Raw genomic sequence first — 20,492 nt, 5'->3', positions numbered from 1 at the left:
ATCGAGGCTCGGCGGGGGGCGCCGCAGCATCCCCCCGCCGAGCCTCGCGAACCGGTTGTCGTACCGCCGGTCCAGCGGGGACCCGTGACCGGGTCCCCGGCTTACGTCACGGCTTCGAGCTCACCTTGATCGCGCCCGAGACGATCTTCTGCTTGGCCGTGTCGAGCTGCGACTGGATGTCGGCGATGAAACCGCCGGACGTCGCCAGCGACACACCGTCGTTGGCCAGGTCGTACGTGTTGGTGCCGGTCTTGGCCTTGCCCTCGTGCACCGACTTGATCAGGTCGTACGTGGCCACGTCGACGTTCTTGACCGCCGAGGTCAGGATGTGGTCCTTGTACTTGGCCAGGGCCGGGTCCTCGTACTGGTCGGAGTCCACGCCGATCGCCCAGGCGCCGGCCTTGCCCGCCACCGCCTGGATCGCGCCGTCACCGGACAGACCGGCGGCGGTGTAGATCACGTCCACGCCGCTGTCGAGCATGCCCTGCGCCTTGCCCTGCGCCGACGTCGGGTCGTTGAAGCCCTTGGTGTCGGTCTCGTACAGGTACTGGCGGGTGAGCTGGACCGACGGCTTGGTGTCCTTGACGCCCTGGGCGAAGCCCGCGTCGAAGGTGCCGATCAGGGTGTTGTGCACACCGCCGATGAAGCCGACCTTGTTGGTCTTGGTCTTCAGGGCCGCGGCCACACCGGCGAGGTACGAGCTCTGCTCGGTGGCGAAGACCATGGAGTCGACGTTGGGCAGGTCCACGACCGAGTCGACGATGCCGAAGGTCACCTTGGGGTACTTCTTGGCGATCTTCGTGACCGAGTCGCCGTAGGTGAAGCCGACCGCCACGACGGGGTTGTAGCCGCCGCCCGCGAGGAGGTCGAGGCGCTGCTCGCGGTCGGACTCCGTCTCGCCGTTGCTGGCGGTCTGGTCCTTCGACCCGATCTTGAACTCCTTGACGGCCTTGTCCATGCCGCGGGCCGCGGAGTCGTTGAAGGAGTGGTCGCCACGGCCGCCGACGTCGAAGGCGAGACCGACGCCCTTGTCCTTGCCGCTGTCCGAGGAGCTGCTGCTGCCGCACGCGGTGGCAGTGAGCCCCAGAGTCGCGGACACCATACCCGCGACGATGATCTTGGATACCCGGCGCAAGAGGGTCCCCTTCAGTCTGAAGCGCCCCGTCCGGCGCTGGCTAAGCGGGAGCTTAACGCGCGTAGATGTCAGGTAAAGACCGAATGACGGCCCGTTATCGGATCGACGCATTTCAGCCAGGTGACGGACCGGTAGCGGGGGGTTCACCCGGTGTCAGGACAGCAGGACAGCCGCCGTGAAAAGCTCCACGCCGACCGCGATCGCCCCCTCGTCCACGTCGAAATCGCCCTGGTGCAGATCGCGCTTGGCGGTGTCGCCGACCGGCCGCACGCCGAGCCGGGCCAGCGCGCCCGGCACCCGCTCCAGATACCAGGAGAAGTCCTCGCCGCCCAGGCTCTGCTCGGTGTCCTCGACCGCGTGCAGGCCGTAGCGCGCGGTCATCGCGTCCCGCAGCAGCTCCACCGAAACCGCCTCGTTGACCACCGGCGGCACACCGCGCTGGTAGGTGATCTCGCACTTCGCCCGGTACATCGCCGTGATCTGGTCGATCACCTCGTGCACCAGGTCGGGTGCGTCGTGCCAGGCCGTCAGGTCCAGGCAGCGGACGGTGCCCTCCAGCTCCGCGTACTGCGGGATGACGTTGGCCGCGTGCCCGGCCTGGATGCGGCCCCACACGATGCTCAGCCCGGACCTGGGGTCCACGCGCCTGGCCAGTACGGCGGGCAGTTCGGCGGCGAGCTTCGCGGTGGCCATCACCAGGTCGGTGGTCAGATGCGGGCGGGCGCTGTGTCCGCCGGGGCCCTCCAGCGTCAGGGTCAGCCGGTCGGCGGCCGAGGTGATCGGCCCCTGGCGCAGCCCGATCCTGCCGACCTCCACCTTGGGGTCGCAGTGCACCGCGAGGATACGGTCGACGCCGTCGAGCACGTTCGCCTTGATCGCGTCCAGCGCGCCGCCGGGCATGATCTCCTCGGCCGCCTGGAACACCAGCCGCACCGGGCGCGGGAGCGCGCCCCGCTTGTCCAGCTCCGCGAGGACCAGGCCGGCGCCGAGCACGATCGTGGTGTGCACGTCGTGGCCGCACGCGTGCGCCCGGCCCTCGACCGTCGATCGGTACTCCACGGTCTTGGTGTCGGGCACCGGCAGCGCGTCCAGGTCGGCGCGCAGGGCGAGGCGGGGGCGCTGGGGGCGTGCCGCGCCGCTGTCGCCGCCGTTGCCGCTGTCGTCCGTGTCGCCGATGTCGCACACCAGTCCGGTCCCGCCGGGCAGCACCCGAGGGCTCAGCCCCGCGCGCTCCAGCCGGGCCCTGATCTGCTCGGTCGTCCGGAACTCCTGCCGCCCCAATTCGGGGTTCCTGTGCAGGTCACGGCGGAAGGCGATCAGCTCGGCGCGCAGTGCGTCGTCCACGACGGTCTCGGCGAGACCGGACAGCACAGCCGCGGTCAGCCCGTCGGACGGCGGTGTAGGTGAATCGTTCACCTCAGTCAGCGTAGGGCCCATCACCGGCTCCTCTTACGTGATCGGGAAAGTTTTTGTCCTGCGGGAGGAGAAGAAGTCGCCCGATCGGCGCATACCCAGTCACCCTCGGGGGTAAGAAAACTTTTTAGGTCTCTTACACCCATACTGGCTCAACGAGCCGTCCCACGCGAGGCAACGCGACCGTCTCCGACGACCCCCGCCTCACGGGTGAGACCCCTCACCTTACGACCCTCGTGTTACGGCAACGTGTGCCGCCCGAGTGTTCCGCTCCCCACGCCCCCGTGCTCCGCACCTCCGCCGCCCACCGCGCCCGGCTGCGCGCCCAACGCGGCGGTTACTCTCGCGACATGGGCGACTTCCTTCAGGTGAGCACTGCTACGGAAACTCGTGACCAGGCGGTGGAGTTGGCCGCGTCCGCGGTGCGTGAGCGTCTGGCCGCGGGGGCGCAGGTCGTCGGGCCGGTGACATCGGTGTTCTGGCACCTGGGGAAGTTCGGTACCGGGGAGGAGTGGCGGTTGCTGCTGACCACCCGGGCGGAGCGGTACCAGGCCCTCGAAGATCATCTGTTGCGGCACCATCCGTGGGACAACCCCGAGGTGTCGGCGGTGCCGGTCGTCGCCGGTTCGGAGGCGTCCTTCCGGTGGATCGAGACGAACACCACGCCCGAAGCGGCTTCGTAACCCTCAGACCGCTGCCTTCTCCAGCACGTCCGCCACTGCGGCGACATCACGGTGCCGCGCGAGCCGCTCCACAAACGGTGCGAGGCGCTGCTTCGGACGGACGGATGCGACCCCGTTGGCGAGGTCGAGCGCCCGGCCGGTGACCTTGGCGGCCTGTTCGATCTCTCCGGCGGTCAGGTAGGAGGCGGCCAGCCACGACAGGTAGAGCGCTTTGTCGCGGGCGTGGCTGTCGTCGTACCCGGCCAGTGCTGCCTCCAGCACGGGCACGGCGCGCAGCGGACGGCGCAGTTCGCTCCAGCAGCGGCCGGACATGATCTGGAGTTCGTTGCTGTCGACCCATGCCACCCAGTCGGGTTGGGGCGCGGCGCCGAGGTCGGCCAGTGCTTCCTCGGCGTGGCTGAGCGCCTTCTCCGCTTCCGTGGCGAGTCCCGCGACGGCGCAGGCCCACGCCAACCGCTCGTGGAGCAGGGCTCGCACCCCGGCGGGGGCGTCGGGTGTGAGGGTTCGGCAGGAACGCGCGGCGATCTCCACTCCGGCTTTCCGGTCGCCGGCCACGGTCTGTAGGCGGTGTGGCGATCGCTGGGGTCGTTCGCGTTCACCGTCGCCACGCCCGCCCGCGTGTATCTCTACGAAGCGCGCGGCCTGAGTTGTGGTCCGCAGGAACTCGCGGAAAGCGAAGCGGACTTCGCGCTCGGGTGGTGGTCCATGGGAGAGGCTTTGCGCGCCGCCGGGGACGGTCGGTTTCTGTTGCCCGCGGGGCCGCTCGCGCTGTTGCTGGCGGACCGGGCGGGGGCTCAGGGGGCTCAGGTGTCGGAGGGGCGGGGGCCCAGGAGGCGGGTGTAGAGGTCGAGGAGGGGGGCGGACTCGGTCTGCCAGGACCATTGGCGGAGGATGTCGGTGCGGTCGTATGCCTTGCGGTAGCGGCGCGGGTTGGTGAGGACGGCGCCGACCGCGCGGACGAAGTCGGCGGTGTCGCGGGCGCGGAAGACCTCGCCGTTGCCGAGTTCGAGGGTGGCGGCGGCCATGGCGCGGACGTCGCTGACGACCACGGGCAGCCGGGCGTGGGCGTATTCGAAGTAGCGGGTGGCCAGCACCGTTTGGTGGTGCGGGAGTTGGTGGACGGGCAGGACGCCGATGTCGGCGGAGGCGAGGAAGCGCGGGATCTCGGCGACGGGGACGTACGGGAGGACGTGCAGCCGTCCGTGGACGCCGAGTTGGGCGGCGCGCTCGCGCAGCTCGCGCAGGTGCGGGTGGCCGGGGTCGGGCACGACGAAGGCGGCGTGCAGGTCGTACAGCTTGGGCAGCGCCTCCACGACGGTGGCCGGGCCGCGGTCCGGGGTGACGGGTCCTGTGTGCACCAACAGCGGGATGTCGGGCGCCAGATGGCAGCGCGCCCTGATGCCCGCGGGGTGCGCGGCGACGGAGGCGGCGGCCAGCGGCGGCGCGTTGCGGACCACGGCGGGCGTGGCCGCCAGCCGGTGCCGTGCGCGCAACTCCCTTGCCAGGCCCTCGCCGACGGTGACGACGCCGTCGGCCTCGGGCGCGAAGGTCCGTTCGTACGCCTCGCCCGCCACGGCCGCGCGGCGGGAGGCGGCCGGGGTGCGCGGCGGCGCGTCCCACACGACCTCGATACGGTGCCCCGCCCCTTCGGCCCGCAGCGCCGCGCGGGTGGCGACGCCGAGCGCCCGGTGGCCGAGCGCGTGGATCAGATGCGGGCGGACGGCGTCCAGCACCGGGCCGTACGCGACCTCCTCGTCCAGCAGGCCGGGGTCGAGGCGGCGCCACGCGCGGCGGCCGAGCAGCAGTCGCAGCGTCTCGGTGACGAAGTTGTCCAGCCGGGCCGTCGGGCTTTTGCGGCGGCGGACCGCCGCCAGGTACTGCGCCGCGCGCAGCCGTGTCCATCCGGCCCGCAGTCCGTGCCGCAGCCACGCCAGCGCGTGGCCCGTGCGGGCCGCCGCGAGCAGCGGCAACGCCCGGTGCACGACGTCCAGTTCGGCGGTGCGGGTGACGAGCACCGCGCGCTCGGCCGTCACCAGTGCCGTGCGGTGGTCGTACGCCGCCGCGCTCCGGTACGCCAGCGGCCAGCGCAGCCCGGGTCTCGGCCGCCGCACCCGGTGCGCGCCGAGTACGCCGCGCACGGCGACCTTCCGTACGTCCACGCCCTTCGGCGTCACCGTCGCCGGTGCCCTGCCGATCAGCGTGACCCGATAGCCCGCCGCCCGCGCCGCGTCCGCCACCCTCAGGGCACGCGAGTCGCCGTCCAATCCACCGGGGTCGCCTCCGGCGAGGATCGCTACGTGGGCCGGGGCCCTTAAACCCTCCGTCATTCCCGAAGCCAACCTCACGGGGGTGATCATTTGGTTACGTCAGCCTTGACGTGAGGCGAACGAGGCTGAACCGCCGCCCGGTTGGCCCCGCCGGCCGGTGGTCAGACAACAGCCGAATCGCCCCGCTGGGGCCGGGGGTGACGTGCAGCCACGTCTCGGCCGCCCGCGCAGTTCCTCCCCCGGCTACCGCTGGGAGGTGCCCCCAACGCCCCAAAAAGATCGGCCTAACGTCGCGGAGTGGTGGCCGCCCAGAGGAGGAGGGCGGCCAGGCTCAGGGCGGCGCCGAGGGCGCAGACGGCGAGCCAGCCCGCGGCGGCGTAGAGGGTGGTGGCGGCGAAGGCGCCGGAGGCGCTGCCGAGGGAGTAGAAGACCATGTAGCCGCCGATGAGGCGGCTGCCGGCTTCGGGGCGGAGGGCGTGGACCAGGGTCTGGTTGGTGACGTGGACGGCCTGTACGGCGAGGTCGAGGACGATGACGCCGACGGCGAGGGCCCAGAGGGACTGGCGGGTGAAGACGAGGGGCAGCCAGGAGACGGTGAGCAGGGTCAGGGCGATGCCGGTGGTGCGCTGGGACAGGCCGCGGTCGTTGAGGCGGCCGGCCGCGGTGGCGGCCAGGGCGCCGGCGGCCCCGGCCAGGCCGAAGGCGCCGATCGCGGTGTGGGACAAGGAGAGCGGGGGCTCGCTGAGCGGCAGCGCGACACTGCTCCACAGGACGCTGAAGGCGGCGAAGACCAGGAGCGCGAGCAGGGCTCGTATCCGGAGCAGGCGTTCCCGCGCGAACAGCGTGACGGTGGAGCGCAGCAGCCGCCCGTATCCCCCGGACGTTCGCGGAGCGCCGGGACGGGACGGCAGCAGGCGGTGCAGGGCCAGGGCGAGCACGCAGGTCAGGACGGCGGAGGTGAGGTAGACCGAGCGCCAGCCCGCGAGGTCGGCCAGGACGCCGGAGGCGGTACGGGCGAGCAGGATGCCGGTGACCACGCCGCTGGTCACCAGGCCGACGACGCGCCCGCGTTCGCCGGGCGGAGCCAGCGACGCGGCGAAGGCGACGAGCGTCTGGGTGACGACCGCGAGCAGTCCCACGGCGGCGAGCCCCACGAGCAGGAGCGCCGCGTCGCCCGCGGTGCCGACCGCCGTCAACGCCCCTGCCAGGAACAGGAGTTGTGCCACGACGAGGCGTCTGCGGTCGAGCAGGTCGCCGAGCGGTACGAGGAAGAAGAGGCCGAGGCCGTAGCCGACCTGGGTCAGGGTCACGATCGCGCCGACCGTCGCCGTACCGATCGAGAAGTCGCGGCCCAGGGTGACCAGGAGGGGCTGCGCGAAGTAGACGTTGGCCACGGAGGTGCCGCAGGCGACCGCGAAGAGCAGGGTGACGCCTCGGGTCAGCGTGAATCCGGGTTTCGCCGCGCCGGGCCCCGCGACCCGCGCCGTATCGACAGGACCGGCCTCGCCCACGACCTCGCACGCTCGTCCCACGCCAAGCCCTCCCTCGCTGGTTTCATCTTGCTACCAGTTGGACCATAAGCCGATCCGGTAGCATGATGCAACCAGGATGGAACACGTCACAGAGGGAGGGCGAGATGGTGGAGCGGACCCGCTTCGACGACAGCGACTGCCCCGTCGCGCGCTCGGTCGACACCATCGGGGACTGGTGGTCCCTGCTGATCGTGCGGGACGCCTTCGACGGCAGCCGCCGCTTCGGGGAGTTCCAGCGCGGTCTCGGCGTCGCGAAGAACATCCTCACCGCGCGCCTGCGCTCGCTGGTCGCCGCCGGGGTGCTCGACACCGTCCCCGCCTCGGACGGCAGCGCCTACCGCGAGTACGTACTGACGCCGAAGGGCAAGGACCTGTTCCCCGTCGTCGTCGCGCTGCGGCAGTGGGGCGAGCGCAATCTCTTCGCCCCCGACGAGCCGCACTCGGAGCTGACCGACCTCCGCCAGGGACGTCCCCTGCGCACGCTGGAGGTCCACGCCGCGGACGGGCGGCGGCTCGACGCCGACGACACCGCCGTCACCAAAGTCACCAAGGTCCCCTGAGGCGGCGGGACTTGAGCCGGACCCGGGGCCCTGGGCCTCAGGCGGGACCCGGGGACCTGGGGCTCAAGCCGGGCTCGGGACTCAGGCGGGACCCGGGACTCAGGCCGGGCTCGGGGACTCGGCCGCGTTCAGGCCGTGCAGGTCACGGGCCGAGTGGTTGATGCCGGTCAGGAAGGTGTGGGCGCGCGGCGAGGCGGCGGCCGTCAGCCACTCCTGGTCGATGTCGATGACGACGATACGGACTCCCGTACCGCCGAGCGCGAGCGGCAGCGTGTGCACGACGGTGGAGGGGAAGGACAGGACGGTCCGGCCGATCGGGCCGCGGCGGGCGACGAGTTCGAGCGGGAGGTCGGGCCGGACGATCTCCAGGCCGGTCTCGGCGGCGAGCCGGTGGAGCTTGTCGACGGCCTCGCGGCGGTGCGCGAAGTACCGCTTGGCGCCGTGCCGTTCGGCGAGCGAGCGGACGACGGCGAGGTACCGCTCGGGGTCGACGACGCCGGTCTCGACGAGGGAGGTGCCGATCAGGTCGGTGCCCGCCAGCGTGCGCGGCGGCCCGAAGCGGCTGCGGGTCCAGGCGAAGCGGTTGGTGCGCAGCGCCATCCCCGGAGGCGGCGTCGCGGGCATCGCGCTGAAGAGTTCGACATGGCGCCGCTTGCCGGGCGTCAGGCGGCGGCGGGCCGCGGAGGAGAAGATCCCGAAGGCCGCGTCGACGGGCGAACGGCGCCGCCCCGAGCGGTGCCAGCGCACCAACCGGCCGCCTCTGGAGAGGATTTCGGTGAACTCCATGGTCGCGGTGCCGTCGTCCACGACGGTCAGCTCACGGGCGCGGCACAGCGGGAGCAGCACCTGGACGAGCCGTGAGAACGGGTCGCCGATCACGAGGTGCCTGACCCGGAAGAGCAGCGGCGCGAGCGAGACCGCCGTACGCAGGAGGCCGCCGCGGCTGCCGCGGGCCTCGAACCAGCGGACCACCGCGCCTTCGTCGCGGGCGAGTTCGGCCATGCGGCGCAGTTGGCCGCGGCTGGTGGGGTCGACCGGGGACAGGACGACGACGGTGAGCGGTCGCGCGACCGGTTCCGGTTCGGCGGGTACCGCCGGTTCACCGGTGGTGCGGGCGGCGGGGACGGTGGGCGGATGGATGTGCGCCCACTCCAGGACGTTGAGGAGCTGGACGGGTGACTCGACGAGCGCGACGGCGCCGATACCCGGTGCGGGCACCTGCCCGGCCGCGACTGCGGGCTTACCGGTCATGGCCGTTCCCCTTTTCCTCTGCGGTTGTGCGCGGGACCGGGAGACCCGAAGGTCCCGCGGTCCCGCCGGTCCTGGTCAGTGATCCCCGCCGCCCTTCCGGGGTCAGACGGCGGCGGGTGCCTCGACGCCCGCGGCCTCGGACTCGGCGACGACGCCCGCGACGCGGCGCAGCTTCTTCATCGGGCCGAGCTCGCCCTCGTAGACCTTCTTGACGCCGTCGCCGAGGGAGGTCTCGATGATCCGGATGTCGCGCACCAGGCGCTCCAGGCCGGTCGACTCGACCGAGGCGGCCTGGTCGGAGCCCCACATGGCGCGGTCGAGGGTGATGTGCCGCTCGACGAAGACGGCGCCGAGCGCGACCGCGGCGAGCGTGGTCTGGAGGCCGACCTCGTGGCCGGAGTAGCCGACGGGCACGTTCGGGTACTCGGACTGGAGGGTGTTGATCATCCGCAGGTTCAGCTCTTCGTGCTTGGCCGGGTACGTCGACGTGGCGTGGCACAGCACGATGTTGTCGCTGCCGAGCACCTCGACCGCGTGCCGGATCTGCTTCGGCGTGGACATGCCGGTGGACAGGATCACGGTGCGGCCGGTGCCGCGCAGGGCGCGCAGCAGGTCGTCGTCGGTCAGGCAGGCGGAGGCCACCTTGTGGGCGGGCACGTCGAACTTCTCCAGGAAGGCGACGGACTCGACGTCCCACGGGGAGGCGAACCAGTCGATGCCGCGCTTGCGGCAGTACTCGTCGATCGACCGGTAGCCGGCCTCGTCGAACTCGACGCGGTGCCGGTAGTCGATGTACGTCATACGGCCCCAGGGGGTGTCGCGCTCGATCTCCCACTGGTCGCGCGGGGTGCAGATCTCCGGGGTGCGCTTCTGGAACTTGACCGCGTCGCAGCCCGCGGCGACGGCCGCGTCGATCAGTGCGAACGCGTTCTCCAGGTCGCCGTTGTGGTTGATGCCGATCTCGCCGGTGACGTAGACGGGCTGTCCGTTGCCGATGTGGCGGGAGCCGACGCGGCGGAGGTTTGCGGGGATGGATGTGGTCACGAGGGTGTTCCTTACGGGTTGGGACTGTCGGGGGGATGGATGTGTGCCGCCGGCGCGGCCGGGGTCGGCGGTCGCCGGCGGCTGCTTGTCAGCGGGCGAGAGTGGGGCCCAGCAGCCAGGCGGCGATCTCTCTGATCGCGCCGTGACCGCCCTGGGCGGTGGTGATGGCGCGGGCCGAGGCGCGCACCACGTCGTGGGCACCGGCGACGGCGACGGGCCAGCCGACCAGGCCGAAGCACGGCAGGTCGTTGACGTCGTTGCCCGCGTAGAGCACCCGCTCGGGCGCGATGCCGTTCTCCTCGCACCACTGCTTGAGGGCGAGGTCCTTGCGGTCGATGCCGTGCAGCACGGGGACCTTGAGCTTGCGGGCCCGTGCGGCGACGACCGGGTTGGTCTCGGTGGACAGGATGAGGACGGGCATTCCGGCGCGGCGCAGGGCCGCGACGCCGAGGCCGTCACCGCGGTGCACGGTGACCGACTCGTGCCCGTCGGCGTCGATCAGCACCCGGTCGTCGGTCTGGGTGCCGTCGAAGTCGAGGACGACCGCGTCGACGTCGCCCCAGCCGGGGGTCGTCGTGCGCGGGTCGAGCAGCGGGGCGAGGGCGCGGGCCCGTTCGAGGTCGGCGGGTTCGTCGATCTCCAGCACGCGGGCCGGGTCGGTGCGCACCAGCGCGGTCCTGCCGAAGAAGCGGTGGTTCGCGGCGCGGAAGCCGTCGGCGCGCATCGCGTACGCGGTGCCGGTCTCCAGCAGGTCCTGCGGCCGGTCCTGGCGGCGCGGCCGGGTGGACTTGTCGTGGTTGACGCCGACGGCGCCCCCGGCGGCGGGCGCGGTGACGGCGGAGGCGGGCGCGGTGACGTCGGCCGTCCTGCCCGATGGGGCTTCCGCGGTCCCGTTCACGGACTCGTGCGACGTGTCGGCCGCCGCCGCGTCCCCGGCCTCGCGCCATATGAAGCCGTGGAAGGGGGCGACGGTGTGGGCGGTGTCCGCGCCGCCGTCCAGCACCGCGGCGGCGACGCCGTCGACCTCCTCCGCGGTGATGAACGGGCTGGTGCACTGGACGAGCAGGACGACGTCGGTGGCCGCGCCGCTCATCGCCTCGTGGGCGTCCATCGCGTGCAGCACCGCGGCCTCGCTGGTCGCGGTGTCGCCCGCGATCGCCGCCGGGCGCAGGACGACTTCGGCGCCCGCGGCGCGCGCGACCTCGGCGATGGAGGGGTCGTCGGTGGAGACGACGACCGCGGTCACCCGCCCGGCCTCGACGCAGGCCGCCACCGCCCGCGCCACCAGCGGCACCCCGCCCACCGGCGCCAGGTTCTTGCCGGGCACCCCCTTGGACCCCCCGCGCGCGGGGATGACGGCAAGGACGCTTCCGGCCGGGGTGGTGGATCGGTCGCTCATCGGGTGACTCCTGTCGTCTTTCGGGCCCGGCGGCCCCGGCGCCCCGCTCCCGCGAGGGGCTCTGTGCTTTCGCCGCGTATGCGGAGGACGGCCGCTCCAGGGGCGCGGGGAACCGCGCGCTCGGCCGGGAATCGCGTGCGGGCCGTCACAGCTGGCCCCAGCGGCGGATGGTGGGGGCGACGCGCTGGACGCCCTGGCGGTAGGCGGTGCGGGCGGAGTTGCGGACGAAGTCGCGGACCGCGCGGCGGACGGGGCCGGGGTCGCGCGGGGCGAGGCCGCCGACGGGTTCGCCCTTGGGGTCGAGGCCGTGGCGGGCGAGGACACCGGGGAGGTAACCGGGGGCGGTGCGCAGCGTGTAGTACGGCGTGATCCTCGGCAGTTCGGGTTCGGCGAGCAGTGCCTGGACGCGGGCGCGCAGGGCGGCGAAGGGCGCGAGGGCGGCGACGCCGTGGGCCGCGGTCCAGTCGGGGTGGGCGTGCGGCACGTGGCCGTCGTCCAGTTCGTCCCAGGAGGCGAAACAGCCGGAGCCGAGGAAGTGGTGGTTGCCGAGCGATTCGCGGATGCCGAGGTCGGTGAGGATCGCGGTCGGGATGCCCCGGTGCAGCGATTCGAGCGCGGCGGTCGAACTGACCGTGACCAGCAGGTCCGTACGGTCCAGGACCTCGGCCATGTTGCCGTAGACCAACTGGAGGTTGTCCGGCGGATCGAGGGCGGCGACCAGCTTCTGGTACGGGTGTTCCTCGATGTGCGTGGTGTGCTCGCCGGGCTTGCTGCGCAGCTTGACCAGCACCTCGCGCTCGGTGTGCCGCCGCGCGTGGTCGACAGTGCGGCGCAGCAGGTGCGTCCGGTCGGCCCGGCCCTCGGGCGCGGACGGCTGCACGGCGAAGGTGACGGTGAACGGCCGCTGGTCGTCGGGCCGGTACGGCTCGCCGCCGAGGAACGGCAGCGCGGTCTCGACGATGCTCGTGGTGCGGTAGCCGACGCCTTCGTACACGTCCCTGAACCGCCGTGCGTCGTCGGCGCTGTTGGCGAGGACGACATCGGCCCCGGCGCGCAGCAGCAGACCGTCGGCGAGCTTCTCGTATACGACGCCGACGTATCCGGTGACGACCAGCGGTCGCTGCGGGCGGCCTTCCCAGGCGCGCGCGAAGCCGTGCAGGAGCGCCTGGACGGTGCCGCCGACGCAGGAGATGACGACCACGTCGCAGCTCTCCTCGTCGATGTCGGCCAGCATCTCGGCGGCGGTCGCCTCCTCCATGGAGTCGGCCGGAATACCGAGTTCCGCCAGTTGGCGGGGCGTGGGGGTGGCCCGGCCGCGCAGCAGCCGCGCGTCGAGTCGGGCCTCGGGGTCGATCCGGCGCGCGGTCAGCGCACCCCACTTCCACCGGGTGTCCGAGTCGGCGATCACAGTGACCCGCAATGGGCCGGGCTTACGTTTTGGCACGGCAAGACCTTAGGAAGCCGTTGAGTTCATCGTGCTAATTGGCGACCAACAGCAGGTAAACATAGAGCCGCCACTTAGCCGTCTGCCGTGGATAGGCCAGGAGTTCTCCGACCGGCAGAAGAGCCCGTGCGGGGCCTGCTTCACCGCTCCGACATCTGCCGTTTACCCAGATGTACGCTCGACGCAAAGCAAAAGGACAGGCAAACGCCCTAAGGTACGGCGGGTGGTCAAGCTCACCGTTATCGTGCCCTTTTTCAATGTGCAGCAATTCGTGCCCGACGCGCTGCGCAGTCTCCGTGCCAATGCACGCTCGGATTTCGAGTTCCTGCTGATGGACGACGGGTCGACCGACCGGACTCCGGAGCTTCTGGAGCAAGGGGTCGGCTCGCTGCCCGGCGCACGGATCATCCGGCGTGACCACACCGGGGTGGCGAGCCTGCGCAACGCGGGCATCGACGCGGCCAGGGGGACGTATCTGACGTTCCTCGACGGCGACGACTGGATGGCCCCGGGCTATCTGCCGCAACTGGTGCGGGCGATGGAGGAGTTGGACGTCGACTTCATCCGTACCGACCATGTGCAGTGCACCGGCAGCACCCGCAACATCATCCGGGCGCCGTACGGCCGCCGCGGTCAGCGGCTCGACCCGCGCGCGACGATCCTGCCCGCCGACCGCCCGACGCTGGTCGACTACCCGTACTCCTGGGCGGGCGCCTACCACCGGCGGATCGTGGACGAGGGGCTGCTGCACTTCCCCGAGCACCTGCGCACCGCCGAGGACCGGCCGTGGATCTGGCGGCTGCACCGCGAGGCGAAGTCCTGCGCGGTGCTGGGCCTGCTGGGCGTCTACTACCGGCGCGGCGTGGCCAGTTCGCTCACCCAGATCGGTGACATCCGGCAGCTCGACTTCGTCCGCTCCTTCGACCAGGTCATCGCGGAGATCACCGCGGACCGGGACGCGGAGCTGTTCCTGCCCAAGGCGGTCCGCACCTACTGCGCGATCATCGCCCACCACCTCGACAACATCGACCGCTTCGAGCCCGTGCTGGCCCGCAAGCTCAAGGCGATCAGCGCCGCCGCGCTGAACCGGCTGCCGCACGACGTGCTCACCGACGCGCTGGACTCGATGGACCTGGAGCGCAGTGTGAAGATCCGCCGCCTGCGCTGGCGGGTGCCGGTAAGGACCGACGGCCTGGACGCCGATCCTTACCCGGAGCTGTCGCCCGCCGCACGGCGCACCGCGGCCTCCGCCTCCCCGGCCGCCGGAGCGGGGGCGGGCGCCGCGAAGCCCGAGGCCGACGACGATCCGGACGCCACGGACAACGGATCGGCGGTCGCGTGATGGCACGTACCACTCAGCTCTTCATGGCCTCCACGCTGTACGGCGCCGCCACGCTGGCCGCCGGCCTGGACTCCGGGTCGTTCCCGCCCGCCGACCGCCGCATCCTGGTGGTCAGCAACAACGCGTCGGTGCCCGAGACCAATCCGGGGCTCGACCAGGCACCCGGCTTCGAGGTGCTGCGCGACCGCTTCGACCGCATCGTGTCGTGGAACGAGACGATCACCCCGCTGCACCCGGGCGGCTGGGTCCCGCGCCCGGACGACGTGCCGCTGTGGGAACGGCATCTGCGGATGCTGTGGAGCCTGGGCGACGACGCGGTGGAGCTGATCGTCGAATCCCTCCAGGTCGCGCCCGCGCTCTCCTTCGTGCAGGTCTTCACCGGCGCCCCGATCAGCGTGTACGCGGACGGCCTGATGTCGTACGGCCCGACCCGCAACAAGCTGGGGCTGCTGGTCGACACCCGGATCGACCGGCTCTACCACCTGGACCTGGTGCCGGGGCTGCGTCCGCTGCTGCTCTCCGAGCACGGCGTGGAGCCGCAGGTGGTGCCGACCGAGGGCTTCACCAAGGTGCTCTCCGAGGTCGCGGAGGGCTCCGCCGACCTCGCCGAGGAGCATCTGGCGGACGTGCCGGAGGGCGCGGCGCTGCTGCTGGGCCAGTACCTGTCGGCGCTCGGCATCCTCTCCGTGGCCGAGGAGGAGGAGCTGCACCTGTCGATGGTGCGCGGCGCCGCCGCCCTCGGGCACCGCGCGATCGTCTTCAAGCCGCACCCCACGGCGCCCGCGCACTGGACGGAGCCGCTGCGCGCCGAGGCCGAGCGGCTGGGCGCGAGGCTGACGGTGCTCAACACGCCGGTACTGGCCGAGGTGGTCTACCAGCGGGCCCGCCCCGCGCTGGTCGTCGGCTGCTTCTCCACCGCGCTGCTGACCGCGTCGGCGCTGTACGGCATCCCGGTGGCCCGTACCGGCACCAAGCTGCTGCTGGAGCGCCTGTCGCCGTACCAGAACAGCAACCGGGTGCCCGTGACGATCGTGCACGCGCTGCTGCCGGACCTGGCGGACGCCTCGGCCGTACGGTCCTGGTCGTCGCCGTCGCCCGAGCGGGTGGCGGCGGAGCTGACGCCGCTGCTGCACGCGGTGGGCTTCTGCATGCAGCCGAAGGCGTACCCGAAGCTGCGGGCCGGGGCGGAGGCGTATCTGACGGGTCATCTGAGCGCGGCGACCTGGCCGTACTTCAAGCGGCGGCGGCTGACCTCGCTCGGGCTGCCGGGCGCGGTACCGGCCCGGCTGGCGTTCGTGCCGCGCAATCGGACGGTCCGCAGGGTGGCCCGCAGGGCGCGCGCCCTGAAGAAGGCCACCATGGGGTGACATCCCTCACGATCGCCGCCGGTGGGGCATTCGCCCCTTTACCGGCGGCGTCGGACGGCGCATCGTGGAGGACTTCCGGGGGCCGCACCGGCCTGAGGGGCCGTACACCCACACGATGAGGACCGACACCGTGAGCGACTTCGCCGCACCCCGCCCGCACACCGAGCCCGGCACCGGCACCGGCGGGCCCAAGGACCGCAAGCACCTCATGGAGCAGGTGCTGGGCTGGACGCTCACCGTGCTGGTGGCGATGCTGATCACGCAGATCCACCTGCTCTGACGGCGCTCCCGGGGCCCGCGTGACGGTGTCGGCGGGCCCGGGCGCGGATCAGAAGGCGTCCGTGGGGACGTACGTGCCCCAGATCTCCCGCAGCGCGTTGCAGACCTCCCCGACGGTGGCGCGGGCCCGCAGCGCCTCCTTCATCGGGTAGAGGACGTTGTCGGTGCCCTGCGCGGCCTTCTGCAGGGCCGCCAGCGCCGCGTCCACGGCGTCCTGGTCGCGGCCCGCGCGCAGGGCCGCCAGCCGGGCGGCCTGCTGGGCCTCGATGGCCGGGTCGACGCGCAGCGGCTCGTACGGCTCCTCCTCGTCGAGCTGGTAGCGGTTCACGCCGACCACCACGCGCTCGCCGGAGTCCGTCTGGAGCGCGATCCGGTACGCGCTGCGCTCGATCTCCGACTTCTGGAAGCCGTTCTCGATCGCCGCGACCGCGCCGCCGAGGTCCTCGACCTTCGCCATCAGCGCCAGCGCGGCGGCCTCGACGTCGTCGGTCAGCTTCTCCACCACGTACGACCCGGCGAAGGGGTCGACGGTCGCGGTCACGTCCGTCTCGTACGCCAGCACCTGCTGGGTGCGCAGCGCGAGCCGGGCGGACTTGTCGGTGGGCAGCGCGATGGCCTCGTCGAAGGAGTTGGTGTGCAGCGACTGCGTGCCGCCCAGCACCGCCGCCAGGCCCTGGACGGCCACCCGTACGAGATTGACCTCGGGCTGCTGCGCGGTGAGCTGCACACCGGCGGTCTGGGTGTGGAAGCGCAGCATCAGCGACTTCGGGTTCTTCGCCCCGAACTCCTCGCGCATCACCCGCGCCCAGATGCGCCGCGCGGCCCGGAATTTCGCGACCTCTTCCAGGATCGTGGTGCGGGCGACGAAGAAGAACGACAGGCGGGGCGCGAAATCGTCCACGTCCATCCCGGCGGCGACGGCGGTGCGCACGTACTCGATGCCGTCGGCGAGGGTGAACGCGATCTCCTGCGCGGGCGAGGCACCGGCCTCCGCCATGTGATAGCCGGAGATCGAGATGGTGTTCCACTTCGGGATCTCGGTCCGGCAGTATCCGAAGATGTCCGCGATCAGCCGCAGGGACGGCTTGGGCGGGAAGATGTACGTGCCCCGCGCGATGTACTCCTTCAGCACGTCGTTCTGCACCGTGCCGGTCAGCGCGGACGCCTCGATGCCCTGTTCCTCGGCGACGAGCTGGTACATCAGCAGCAGGAGCGCGGCGGGCGCGTTGATCGTCATCGACGTCGACACGCGGTCCAGCGGGATGCCGTCGAAGAGGACCTTCATGTCCTCGACCGAGTCGATCGCCACGCCGACCTTGCCGACCTCACCGTGCGCGATCACCGCGTCGGAGTCGTGGCCCATCTGGGTGGGCAGGTCGAAGGCGACCGACAGGCCCATCGTGCCGTTGGCGATCAGGCCCTTGTAGCGGGTGTTGGACTCCGCCGCCGTGCCGAAGCCCGCGTACTGCCGCATCGTCCAGGGACGGCCGGTGTACATCGACGGGTACACACCGCGGGTGAACGGGAACGCGCCCGGCTCCCCCAGCTCGGCCGCGGGATCCCAGCCCTCCAACACACCCGGCCCGTAAACGGGCTCGATCGGCAGTCCCGACTCCGACTCGCGTGTCATCTTCACGCCTCCGTGTGCTGCTGAATGGCTGTGTGGCTGGCGTAACGGACTGTAGCGGCGGCCCTGCGTGCGGTGCACCGCGGCGGCCTGGGACCTTCCTCACAGTCTTCCCCGCGGTTCGCGCAACCGCACGGCCGGGAATCGATGTCTAGGGAAGAACAGGAAGTACGAGCGGGGGGACGCAGGGGATGAGGACGATGACGGGGACGGGCAGCAGATCGCCGCTGGCGGTGGCCGCGGCGGTCGTGACGGCGGCGCTCTCGACGGCCGTGCTGGCGGCCTGCGGACCGCAGGACACCGGGGCCTCGGGCAAGGACAGGCCGCCGGCCACCTCGGCCGCGCCGTCGCCGACCGCGACGACCGCGCAGCCGTCGTCGGAGCCGCCGGCCACCACCGCGCCCCCGACGACGTCGGCCGCGCCCACCACGACCGCACCGGCCTCGCCGACGGCTCCGGCCACGACCGCGCCGCCCGTCGTGCCAGCCGTGATCGCCACCGGCTCGACCAGCGCCAAGGTCCGCGAACTCCAGGCCAGGCTCGCTCAGCTCCACCTCTTCAGCCAGTCCCCCACCGGCTACTACGGCACCGTCACCCAGCACTCGGTGAGCGACTTCCAGGAGCGGCACGGCCTGGCCATCACCGGCCGCGTCACCCAGGACACCTGGACGAAGCTGCGCTCGCTGACCCACGCCCCGACCCACAAGGAGCTGTACCCGGTCGCGCCGCCCAAGCCCGCGGGCAAGCTCGACCCGCGCTGCATGACCGGCCGCGCCATGTGTGTGAGCAAGACCACTCGCACGCTGTCGTGGGTGGTCGACGGCAAGGTCAGGGCCACCATGGACGTCCGCTTCGGGTCGCAGTACACCCCGACGCGCGAGGGGCTCTTCCACGTCACCTTCAAGAGCCGCGACCACGTCTCGACGCTCTACAACACGGCGATGCCGTACGCGATGTTCTTCAGCGGCGGCCAGGCCGTGCACTACTCCTCGGACTTCGCGGCCCGCGGCTACGCGGGCGCCTCGCACGGCTGTGTGAACGTACGGGACAAGGCGGCGGTCTCCGCGCTGTTCGACCAGGTCAAGGTGGGTGACAAGGTCGTCGTCTACTGGTGACGCGGGCAGCGTCGATCCGTGTGGTGACGGGCGCGGCCGGGCAGGGGGAATGCGCCCGGCCGCGCCCTTTGCACGGACCCCGATACGGGGAGAACCGGGGTCCGCAGGACCGATGACCAGTCGGTCCACTTCCTACAGCGCACCGGCACGCGGAAGTGTCACCTGGCCGCACCCGCCCCGGCCGTCCCATGATTCGTCGGAGGGGTCGGCGGCCGGGGCCGCGGGTCCCGGAAGCGCCCCGCGCGGCGCCGTACCGGGCCCCGCGGGTCGCGTCACAGGGCCTTGGAGGTCGAGAAGGTCACACCGACGTGGTCGGCGTCGGCGCGCGGGTCGTCGTCGTGTTCGAGGAGTTCGGCCAGGCGGCGCAGGCCGCGGTGGGTGGCCATCCGGACGGACCCGGCGCGCTTGCCGAGGACGCGGGCGGCGCTGGTGGAGTCCAGGCCCATGACGACGCGGAGCAGGACGGCCTCGGCCTGCTCGCGCGGCAGGGCGGCTATCGCGGCCAGGGCGCGGTCGGTGGCGACGGCGTCCAGCGCCTCGCCCGCGGTGTCGGCCCGGTCGGGGAGCTGGACGAGTTCGTCGACCCCCGCGCCGGAGACGGGCCGCCGGGCGCGGGCACGGATGTGGTCGAGCGCGCGGTTGCGGGCTATGCGCGCCGCCCAGCCGCGCACCGAGTCGCCCGCGCCGCGGAAGTTGGGGAGGTCGCGGGCGATCTGCAACCAGGTCTCGGAGGCGACGTCCTCGGCGTCCACCGGTCCGACCAGGCTGCGGACGTATTGCAGCAACTGCGGTTGCACAGCGCGGTACACGACGCGGAACGCGGCTTCGTCCCCGCGCTGCGCCCCGGCTACCGCGGTCTCCAGGTCCACCTCTGGCCCCACCCCCTCGAACACTCGCCCCATCCTGCCTCATGTGGGAGCGCTGACACTTTTGAACCATGGGAGCGGTGACACTTTTGAACGGGGATACGCCGTACAAGACGGCGGCCGGGGACGCTCCTGTGGGGGGAGGCGGCCCCCGGCCGTCGTCAACTTCCCCACGCAGTCCCCTCATGAACGGTCGTTGAGGAGTCCTCCGATGTCATTGGACCGCCTCCTCGACGGGCTCCCGGGCGGACTGCCGCCGGGACGGCTGGTCCCCGGCTCCGCGCCGGGACTGTGGCTGAGCGACGAACCCGTGGTCGCACCGGGCCGGTTGTGGGCCCGCTACCAGGCGCAGCAGGAGGAGACCGGCTGGCGGCCGGTGCTGATGGCGTGGCCGTGCGCGAACGGCTTCGGGCACCGCGCGGCCGAGATCGACGCGGTGGACGCGGAGGCGTCGCTGCGCGAGTCGTGGGGGACGTACCAGGAGGCGCGGTCGCTGCTTCCGCCGCACCCGGCGATCGACGAGGTGTGGCCGGACGACGCGGCGGCGCTGCTGGCGGCCGACCCGGGGCCGCCCTTCACCGCCTTTCCCGGGCTCGCCGCCGCCTCGCCGCCGCATCCCGGCCCTTCGCCCGACGCGGTGGCGCGCGCGGCCGTCGGGCAGATGCTGCACTACTTCACGACCCGTTTCATCGCGCACATCGCGCTGGTCCGCGCCGAACGCAGCGCCGACATCCCGGCGCTGGCGGGCTGGGAGACCGAGGCGCCCGCGCTGGAGCTGTCGGCGCTGCTGCGTACGTGGGAGGACCGGTTCGGGGCGCGGGTGATCGGCTTCGAGGGCTCGTCGGTCTTCGTGTCGGTGGCCTCGCCGCCGCTGGCCTCCGCGCACGCCGGGCACGTCGCGCTCGAACACGTGCTGACCGGGGCGTCGAATCTGAACGACGGGACGTTTCCGTTCCCCGACTACGCCGAGGCGCTGCGCGGGGAGCGGCTGTGGTCGTTCTGGTGGGACTGAGCGGCGCCGGGCCGGGGCGGGCCGACGGGGGCGCGTCAACGGGGCTCACGTCAACGGAGGTCGTGTCAACGGGGGGCGCGTCAACGGCGGGCGCGCCGCCTCACGTACGAGTGAAGTTCAAGGTCCCGTCGGACATGTTCGAACCGGCTGCCCCTA

Annotated in this window: 18 protein-coding genes; 7 read left to right on the top strand and 11 right to left on the bottom strand. The window is 72.1% G+C overall.

The genetic code is table 11. The annotated features are described in order from the left end of the window. Positions 1-106: 106 nt before the first annotated feature. Both ACIOC1_RS20070 and ACIOC1_RS20065 read right to left on the bottom strand, forming a co-directional pair. Positions 107-1,135, bottom strand: coding sequence for a BMP family ABC transporter substrate-binding protein (locus ACIOC1_RS20070; protein WP_355336891.1), 1,029 nt, complete (start codon positions 1,133-1,135; stop codon positions 107-109). Between the two features lie 153 nt (positions 1,136-1,288). After that, positions 1,289-2,572 carry an amidohydrolase gene (locus ACIOC1_RS20065; RefSeq protein WP_401855707.1) on the bottom strand — a complete coding sequence of 428 codons (1,284 nt, stop codon included), beginning with the start codon at positions 2,570-2,572 and terminating at the stop codon, positions 1,289-1,291. A 326-nt stretch (positions 2,573-2,898) separates the two neighbouring features. On the opposite strand from ACIOC1_RS20065, the gene cutA reads away from it, so the two are divergent. Further along, the gene (gene cutA / locus ACIOC1_RS20060; protein ID WP_401855704.1) at positions 2,899-3,231 is read left to right on the top strand and encodes a divalent-cation tolerance protein CutA; all 333 of its coding nucleotides are present in this window, start codon (positions 2,899-2,901) and stop codon (positions 3,229-3,231) included. A gap of 3 nt (positions 3,232-3,234) precedes the next feature. Here the strand turns inward: cutA and ACIOC1_RS20055 are convergent, their stop codons facing one another. From ACIOC1_RS20055 to ACIOC1_RS20045, 3 genes are all read right to left on the bottom strand, one after another. Beyond that, positions 3,235-3,786 (bottom strand): hypothetical protein, encoded by a 552-nt coding sequence (locus ACIOC1_RS20055; RefSeq protein WP_401855701.1) that lies wholly within the window; start codon positions 3,784-3,786, stop codon positions 3,235-3,237. 248 nt (positions 3,787-4,034) lie between these two features. Then, positions 4,035-5,495 carry a glycosyltransferase gene (locus ACIOC1_RS20050; protein ID WP_391163313.1) on the bottom strand — a complete coding sequence of 487 codons (1,461 nt, stop codon included), beginning with the start codon at positions 5,493-5,495 and terminating at the stop codon, positions 4,035-4,037. Positions 5,496-5,782: 287 nt separating this feature from the next. Further along, positions 5,783-6,940: an MFS transporter gene (locus tag ACIOC1_RS20045; RefSeq protein ID WP_401855800.1), complete on the bottom strand. Its 1,158-nt coding sequence runs from the start codon at positions 6,938-6,940 to the stop codon at positions 5,783-5,785. Positions 6,941-7,134: 194 nt separating this feature from the next. Here ACIOC1_RS20045 and ACIOC1_RS20040 point away from each other — a divergent pair, with 194 nt between their 5' ends. Beyond that, positions 7,135-7,590 carry a helix-turn-helix domain-containing protein gene (locus tag ACIOC1_RS20040; protein WP_355336887.1) on the top strand — a complete coding sequence of 152 codons (456 nt, stop codon included), beginning with the start codon at positions 7,135-7,137 and terminating at the stop codon, positions 7,588-7,590. 99 nt (positions 7,591-7,689) lie between these two features. Here the strand turns inward: ACIOC1_RS20040 and ACIOC1_RS20035 are convergent, their stop codons facing one another. The 4 genes from ACIOC1_RS20035 to ACIOC1_RS20020 form a co-directional block, all read right to left on the bottom strand. Next, positions 7,690-8,841: a hypothetical protein gene (locus ACIOC1_RS20035; protein WP_391163314.1), complete on the bottom strand. Its 1,152-nt coding sequence runs from the start codon at positions 8,839-8,841 to the stop codon at positions 7,690-7,692. A gap of 102 nt (positions 8,842-8,943) precedes the next feature. Continuing rightward, positions 8,944-9,885, bottom strand: coding sequence for an N-acetylneuraminate synthase family protein (locus tag ACIOC1_RS20030; RefSeq protein WP_355336885.1), 942 nt, complete (start codon positions 9,883-9,885; stop codon positions 8,944-8,946). 88 nt (positions 9,886-9,973) lie between these two features. After that, positions 9,974-11,284, bottom strand: a complete 1,311-nt coding sequence (locus tag ACIOC1_RS20025) for a cytidylyltransferase domain-containing protein (RefSeq protein WP_391163315.1) — start codon at positions 11,282-11,284, stop codon at positions 9,974-9,976. A gap of 145 nt (positions 11,285-11,429) precedes the next feature. Next, positions 11,430-12,728, bottom strand: a complete 1,299-nt coding sequence (locus tag ACIOC1_RS20020; protein WP_355336883.1) for a DUF6716 putative glycosyltransferase — start codon at positions 12,726-12,728, stop codon at positions 11,430-11,432. Positions 12,729-12,951: 223 nt separating this feature from the next. Here ACIOC1_RS20020 and ACIOC1_RS20015 point away from each other — a divergent pair, with 223 nt between their 5' ends. The 3 genes from ACIOC1_RS20015 (at position 12,952) to ACIOC1_RS20005 (ending at position 15,717) form a co-directional block, all read left to right on the top strand. Continuing rightward, positions 12,952-14,070 carry a glycosyltransferase gene (locus ACIOC1_RS20015; RefSeq protein WP_391050505.1) on the top strand — a complete coding sequence of 373 codons (1,119 nt, stop codon included), beginning with the start codon at positions 12,952-12,954 and terminating at the stop codon, positions 14,068-14,070. Next, positions 14,070-15,437, top strand: a complete 1,368-nt coding sequence (locus ACIOC1_RS20010) for an alpha-2,8-polysialyltransferase family protein (protein ID WP_355336881.1) — start codon at positions 14,070-14,072, stop codon at positions 15,435-15,437. The genes ACIOC1_RS20015 and ACIOC1_RS20010 overlap by 1 nt, the downstream gene beginning before the upstream one ends. 115 nt (positions 15,438-15,552) lie before the next feature. Then, entirely contained in the window at positions 15,553-15,717 is a 165-nt protein-coding gene (locus ACIOC1_RS20005; protein WP_355336880.1) for an SCO1431 family membrane protein, read from the top strand. A gap of 48 nt (positions 15,718-15,765) precedes the next feature. On the opposite strand, the gene ACIOC1_RS20000 is transcribed toward ACIOC1_RS20005, so the two are convergent. Beyond that, complete coding sequence (locus tag ACIOC1_RS20000; RefSeq protein ID WP_355336879.1) at positions 15,766-17,346, bottom strand: methylmalonyl-CoA mutase family protein; 1,581 nt, start codon at positions 17,344-17,346, stop codon at positions 15,766-15,768. A gap of 188 nt (positions 17,347-17,534) precedes the next feature. Between ACIOC1_RS20000 and ACIOC1_RS19995 the strand changes: the two genes are divergently transcribed. After that, positions 17,535-18,458: a L,D-transpeptidase family protein gene (locus tag ACIOC1_RS19995; RefSeq protein WP_391163317.1), complete on the top strand. Its 924-nt coding sequence runs from the start codon at positions 17,535-17,537 to the stop codon at positions 18,456-18,458. A 272-nt stretch (positions 18,459-18,730) separates the two neighbouring features. Here ACIOC1_RS19995 and ACIOC1_RS19990 read toward each other — a convergent pair whose 3' ends face one another. Next, a complete protein-coding gene (locus tag ACIOC1_RS19990; protein ID WP_317452472.1) occupies positions 18,731-19,351 on the bottom strand; it encodes an RNA polymerase sigma factor in 621 nt (206 codons plus the stop codon). A 184-nt stretch (positions 19,352-19,535) separates the two neighbouring features. On the opposite strand from ACIOC1_RS19990, the gene ACIOC1_RS19985 reads away from it, so the two are divergent. Further along, a complete protein-coding gene (locus ACIOC1_RS19985) occupies positions 19,536-20,336 on the top strand; it encodes a DUF4253 domain-containing protein (protein ID WP_355336876.1) in 801 nt (266 codons plus the stop codon). The last annotated feature ends 156 nt before the right edge of the window (positions 20,337-20,492 follow it).

This window comes from Streptomyces sp. NPDC088197 (assembly GCF_044741185.1).
Taxonomy (GTDB): Bacteria; Actinomycetota; Actinomycetes; order Streptomycetales; family Streptomycetaceae; genus Actinacidiphila.
This window is presented reverse-complemented; position numbering and strand designations above follow the sequence as displayed.

Bases quoted from the DNA above. Each gene is read 5' to 3' on its own strand.
- ACIOC1_RS20065 (WP_401855707.1), bottom strand. From the start codon at position 2,572: ATGGGCCCTACGCTGACTGAGGTGAACGATTCACCTACACCGCCGTCC.
- cutA (WP_401855704.1), top strand. From the start codon at position 2,899: ATGGGCGACTTCCTTCAGGTGAGCACTGCTACGGAAACTCGTGACCAG.
- ACIOC1_RS20040 (WP_355336887.1), top strand. From the start codon at position 7,135: ATGGTGGAGCGGACCCGCTTCGACGACAGCGACTGCCCCGTCGCGCGC.
- ACIOC1_RS20035 (WP_391163314.1), bottom strand. From the start codon at position 8,841: ATGACCGGTAAGCCCGCAGTCGCGGCCGGGCAGGTGCCCGCACCGGGT.
- ACIOC1_RS20025 (WP_391163315.1), bottom strand. From the start codon at position 11,284: ATGAGCGACCGATCCACCACCCCGGCCGGAAGCGTCCTTGCCGTCATC.
- ACIOC1_RS20010 (WP_355336881.1), top strand. From the start codon at position 14,070: ATGGCACGTACCACTCAGCTCTTCATGGCCTCCACGCTGTACGGCGCC.
- ACIOC1_RS20005 (WP_355336880.1), top strand. From the start codon at position 15,553: ATGAGGACCGACACCGTGAGCGACTTCGCCGCACCCCGCCCGCACACC.
- ACIOC1_RS20000 (WP_355336879.1), bottom strand. From the start codon at position 17,346: ATGACACGCGAGTCGGAGTCGGGACTGCCGATCGAGCCCGTTTACGGG.
- ACIOC1_RS19995 (WP_391163317.1), top strand. From the start codon at position 17,535: ATGAGGACGATGACGGGGACGGGCAGCAGATCGCCGCTGGCGGTGGCC.
- ACIOC1_RS19985 (WP_355336876.1), top strand. From the start codon at position 19,536: ATGTCATTGGACCGCCTCCTCGACGGGCTCCCGGGCGGACTGCCGCCG.